Here is a 3,513-nt window from a genome sequence, read left to right as displayed (position 1 = left end):
GCTGTCGGATGGCGGCGTGGTCGGCTACGAGGCGCTGATGCGCTGGAACCATCCCGAGCGTGGCGTGCTGGCGCCGGCGGCGTTCCTGCACGTGGCCGACGCCAGCGGCAGCATGGAGGCCATCGACTGGCAGGTGTTCGAGCGCACGCTGGCGATGGTGCCGCGGCTGCTCGAGCGCGGGCAGTACGTCAACCTGAACTTCTCGCCGCGCCATTTCCGTTCGCTGGACATCGACGAACGCTTCCTGCGGCTGCTGCATTCCAGCGGCGTGCAGCCGGCGCAGGTGCGCATCGAGGTGACCGAGGGCGCGCTGCTGGACAACCCCGAACAGATCGGACAGGTCTTCAACCGCCTGCGCGAGCACGGCGTGCTGATCGCGCTCGACGATTTCGGCACCGGCTATTCCTCGCTGAGCTATCTGCACCGCTTCAAGCTCAACACGGTGAAGATCGACCGCTCGTTCATCGGCGACCTCTGCCTCGAGGATGAAGGCGGAAGCACGGCCGTGGTGCGCGCGATCCTCGCACTCTCGCGTGCGCAGCGGCTGGAGGTGGTGGCCGAGGGCATCGAGACCGAGAGCCAGCGCCGCGCGCTGCTGGAGCTGGGCTGCGAGCTGGGACAGGGCTATCTCTTCGCCAAGCCGCGCTCGTTGCAGGCCATCCTCGACGCGCGCTGACCAGTCAGTCGGCGGGCGCGGCCTGTCGGCAGGCTTCCACGACCGCGCGCAGCGGGGCGCCGGGCGCGGTGGTGGCCACCACGTCCCCGCCGGCGGCCACGGTCATGCGGCCGGCCATCAGCAGCCGGTCCAGGATGGGAGCATCCAGGGCGATGCGCGTGGCCAGCATGGGCGCCAGCGGGGTTTCCACGCGGTGGGCGGGATAGTCCATGCGCACGCCGTCGGCCTGCAGGGTGAGTACGCGGATGTCCTCGGGCGCCCCGGGCGCCTGCCGTTCCAGCAGCAGCTGGCCGGCGGCCGGGTCGCAGGACAGCAGCAGCACGCCCTCGCTGCCGGGCGCGCCCCAGACGGCGCGAGGCGGGTGCGATTCCTGCAGCAGCCAGCGGCCTGCGGGCACCGGCGCGTCGCCCCGGGTGGCGGCGTCGCGCCTGGATTCGATCGCGATGAGCGACGCGCCGACATCCACCGCGGCATCGGTGCCCTCCACGCGCATGGCCGATGCAGCGGGCGCAGCGCGGGCGGCGGCTTCGGGCGCGGGCCGCGAAGGCGTGCACGCCGTGCCGACCACGAGCAGGAGCACGGGCACGAATCGATGCGGACATTGCATGGCGACCTCCGGGCTTCCCAGCCTAAGGCACCGGGCATGGGTATGCGATCAAGCGGGCTTACGCTCCCGTCACCGCGCGCTGCCCGCCGGCTAACGCCGGCCTGCGCAGCATGGGAGCCCCGACCCCGGAGAGCGTCATGGGCACCAACATCCACGAGCGCCACCGCAACCAGGCCGGCAAGTCCTCCAATCCGCCGCCGGGCCCCGACCAGGCCGGTGGCCGCACGCATGCGCTGCGCGCCGGCAAGGACGGCCCCACCCAGCGGCGCAACTACCAGCCCGAGGAGTCGCGCACCCGCGAGGAAGGCCGCGACGACCACCGCAACGGCAGCGACCACGACGCGCACTGACCCAGGAGGCCCCATGCGACCCGACCCCGCCAAAGAGCGCGCCACCCAGACCTCCGGCAGGAAGGACGAGGCCCGCGATCTCGACCATCACGGCCAGAAGCTTTCGCCCGCGCATCGACCGGAAGCGCAGGCCGAGGACCGCGCGGCCGGCATCGACCGCACGCGCTCGCGTGACCCCAACTTCGGCCGGGGCCATCACTGAGCGATGGGCTATTCCCACGCCTTCGTCGCACGCGAGCCCACGCGCGCGGAGGTCGACGCCATGCCCGGCGACGTGCTGCTCGAGTTCGGAGCGCCCTGGTGCGGGTACTGCCTCGCCGCCGCGCCGCTGGCCGAGCAGGCGCTCGCCACGCGCGAAACGCGCCACCTGCGCATCGAGGACGGGCGCGGGCGCCGGCTCGGGCGCTCGTTCGGCGTCAAGCTCTGGCCGACCTTCGTGCTGATGCGCGACGGCGTCGAGTGGGCGCGCAGCGTGCGGCCGCGCTCGATGCGCGAGATCGAGGCGCTGTTCGAGGACGCCGCCGACGGCGGCGCATGAACCCATGAGGCCCGCCGACGACCCCTTCGACCCGGCCGCGATCCTCGGCGGCCTCTACGGCGACGGCATCATCGGCCTGAAGGGCGCATTCGATCCGGGCTGGGCCAACCGCCTGCGCGAGGACATCGAGCTGCTGTTCGCCGAAGCCCTGCAGCGCGAGGGCGGCGCGGTGCCGCGCGGCCCCAACCGCTACTACGTCGAGATCCATCCCGAGCGCCTGCGCGGCTTCACCGAGCTGGCCACGCATCCGTGGGTGGTCGCGGTCTGCGAGGCGGTGCTGGGGCCGGCCTGGAGGATCGTCGAGCTCGGCTTCGACGTGCCCGGGCCGGGCGCCATGGACCCGCCCTGGCATCGCGATTTCCCGATGCCCGCGGAAACCCGCATCGGCCGTCGCCTGGATTCGCTGGCGTTCAACGTCACCGCCGTCGACGTCAGCGAGGACATGGGCCCCTTCGAGATCGCGCCGGGCACGCAGTGGGATCCGGGCGACGACTTCGAGGACGGCATGTTCCCGCCCGAAGCCCGCTGGGCGCGCTATGCCGCGCGCGCCGTGCGCAAGGCGCCGCGCCGCGGCGACATCTCCGCGCGCTCGGCGCTCACCATCCACCGCGGCACCGCAAATCGCTCCGCGCATGCCCGCCCGGTGCTGGTGCTGGGCGTGGACGGGCCCACGGCGCGCAATGCCGAGCGCCACGACCTGCAGTTCACCCCCGCGGCCTTCGACGCGCTGCCCGCGGCGCTGCGTCCGCACCTGGCCTGCCGGGTGGTCCAGACGCTGGAGCCGATCGTGCAGCTGCACCAGATCGAGGGCCTGCGCATGGGGCGCATGTAGGTCGGCACGGCGGCGCGTGCATCGCGGCCCCGCGCGGGCGTCATGCGTAGACTGCGCGTCCCCGAGCAAGCCGCCCGCCATGAGCGCCCCCGAAGACACCGCCGAATCCATCGTCGAGCATGCGCAGGCACTGGCGCGGCTGGATCCGCACATGGCGGCGCGCGCCTGGAACGAGGCCGTCGCCGCGCACGTGCGCACGATCCGGCTGCTCGGCGCGCCCTACGTGGACGGCGCGGTCGACCGCGTCTTCTACCGCGCGCTCAAGGCCGCCTCGCTCGCGGCCGACGGCGTGTTCGTGCATACGCCGGGCGGCCGCGTGGAACTGCTGGTCGACACCCGCCGCGGGCAGCAGCGCTTCGAGCTGCTCGCCCCGGCCGAGCTGCGCGAACTCGACGTGCGCTAGGGCCTGTTAACACTATCGCAACGATTCGACGATCAGTGCGAAGTGGATGAAGGCCGCGAACATGACGTCGAGCTTGTCGAAGCGGCTGAAGATGCGGCGGAACCCTT

General features: G+C 72.6%; 7 protein-coding genes and 1 pseudogene. 6 read left to right on the top strand and 2 right to left on the bottom strand.

The features are described from left to right. The coding region (locus EYQ95_RS25970; protein WP_207916707.1) for an EAL domain-containing protein at positions 1–676 on the top strand (676 nt) is incomplete at its 5' end. Between the two features lie 4 nt (positions 677–680). On the opposite strand, the gene EYQ95_RS25965 is transcribed toward EYQ95_RS25970, so the two are convergent. Further along, positions 681–1,283, bottom strand: a complete 603-nt coding sequence (locus EYQ95_RS25965) for a hypothetical protein (RefSeq protein ID WP_165924867.1) — start codon at positions 1,281–1,283, stop codon at positions 681–683. 137 nt (positions 1,284–1,420) lie between these two features. Between EYQ95_RS25965 and EYQ95_RS25960 the strand changes: the two genes are divergently transcribed. From EYQ95_RS25960 to EYQ95_RS25940, 5 genes are all read left to right on the top strand, one after another. Then, positions 1,421–1,633 (top strand): hypothetical protein, encoded by a 213-nt coding sequence (locus EYQ95_RS25960; RefSeq protein WP_132332077.1) that lies wholly within the window; start codon positions 1,421–1,423, stop codon positions 1,631–1,633. 13 nt (positions 1,634–1,646) lie between these two features. Next, positions 1,647–1,835, top strand: a complete 189-nt coding sequence (locus tag EYQ95_RS25955) for a hypothetical protein (RefSeq protein WP_132332075.1) — start codon at positions 1,647–1,649, stop codon at positions 1,833–1,835. A 3-nt stretch (positions 1,836–1,838) separates the two neighbouring features. Next, positions 1,839–2,171: a thioredoxin family protein gene (locus EYQ95_RS25950; RefSeq protein ID WP_132332073.1), complete on the top strand. Its 333-nt coding sequence runs from the start codon at positions 1,839–1,841 to the stop codon at positions 2,169–2,171. Between the two features lie 4 nt (positions 2,172–2,175). After that, entirely contained in the window at positions 2,176–3,003 is an 828-nt protein-coding gene (locus EYQ95_RS25945; protein WP_132332071.1) for a phytanoyl-CoA dioxygenase family protein, read from the top strand. A 79-nt stretch (positions 3,004–3,082) separates the two neighbouring features. After that, entirely contained in the window at positions 3,083–3,406 is a 324-nt protein-coding gene (locus tag EYQ95_RS25940) for a hypothetical protein (protein ID WP_132332069.1), read from the top strand. 12 nt (positions 3,407–3,418) lie between these two features. On the opposite strand, the pseudogene EYQ95_RS25935 reads toward EYQ95_RS25940, so the two are convergent. After that, positions 3,419–3,513 (bottom strand): annotated as a pseudogene (locus tag EYQ95_RS25935) (IS5/IS1182 family transposase); the annotation flags it as partial.

Source organism: Lysobacter sp. N42, assembly GCF_004344885.1.
The sequence above is the reverse complement of the archived record's forward strand: the minus strand, read 5'-3'. Positions and strand labels throughout refer to the sequence as shown.

Bases quoted from the DNA above. Each gene is read 5' to 3' on its own strand.
- EYQ95_RS25965 (WP_165924867.1), bottom strand. From the start codon at position 1,283: ATGCAATGTCCGCATCGATTCGTGCCCGTGCTCCTGCTCGTGGTCGGC.
- EYQ95_RS25960 (WP_132332077.1), top strand. From the start codon at position 1,421: ATGGGCACCAACATCCACGAGCGCCACCGCAACCAGGCCGGCAAGTCC.
- EYQ95_RS25955 (WP_132332075.1), top strand. From the start codon at position 1,647: ATGCGACCCGACCCCGCCAAAGAGCGCGCCACCCAGACCTCCGGCAGG.
- EYQ95_RS25950 (WP_132332073.1), top strand. From the start codon at position 1,839: ATGGGCTATTCCCACGCCTTCGTCGCACGCGAGCCCACGCGCGCGGAG.
- EYQ95_RS25945 (WP_132332071.1), top strand. From the start codon at position 2,176: ATGAGGCCCGCCGACGACCCCTTCGACCCGGCCGCGATCCTCGGCGGC.
- EYQ95_RS25940 (WP_132332069.1), top strand. From the start codon at position 3,083: ATGAGCGCCCCCGAAGACACCGCCGAATCCATCGTCGAGCATGCGCAG.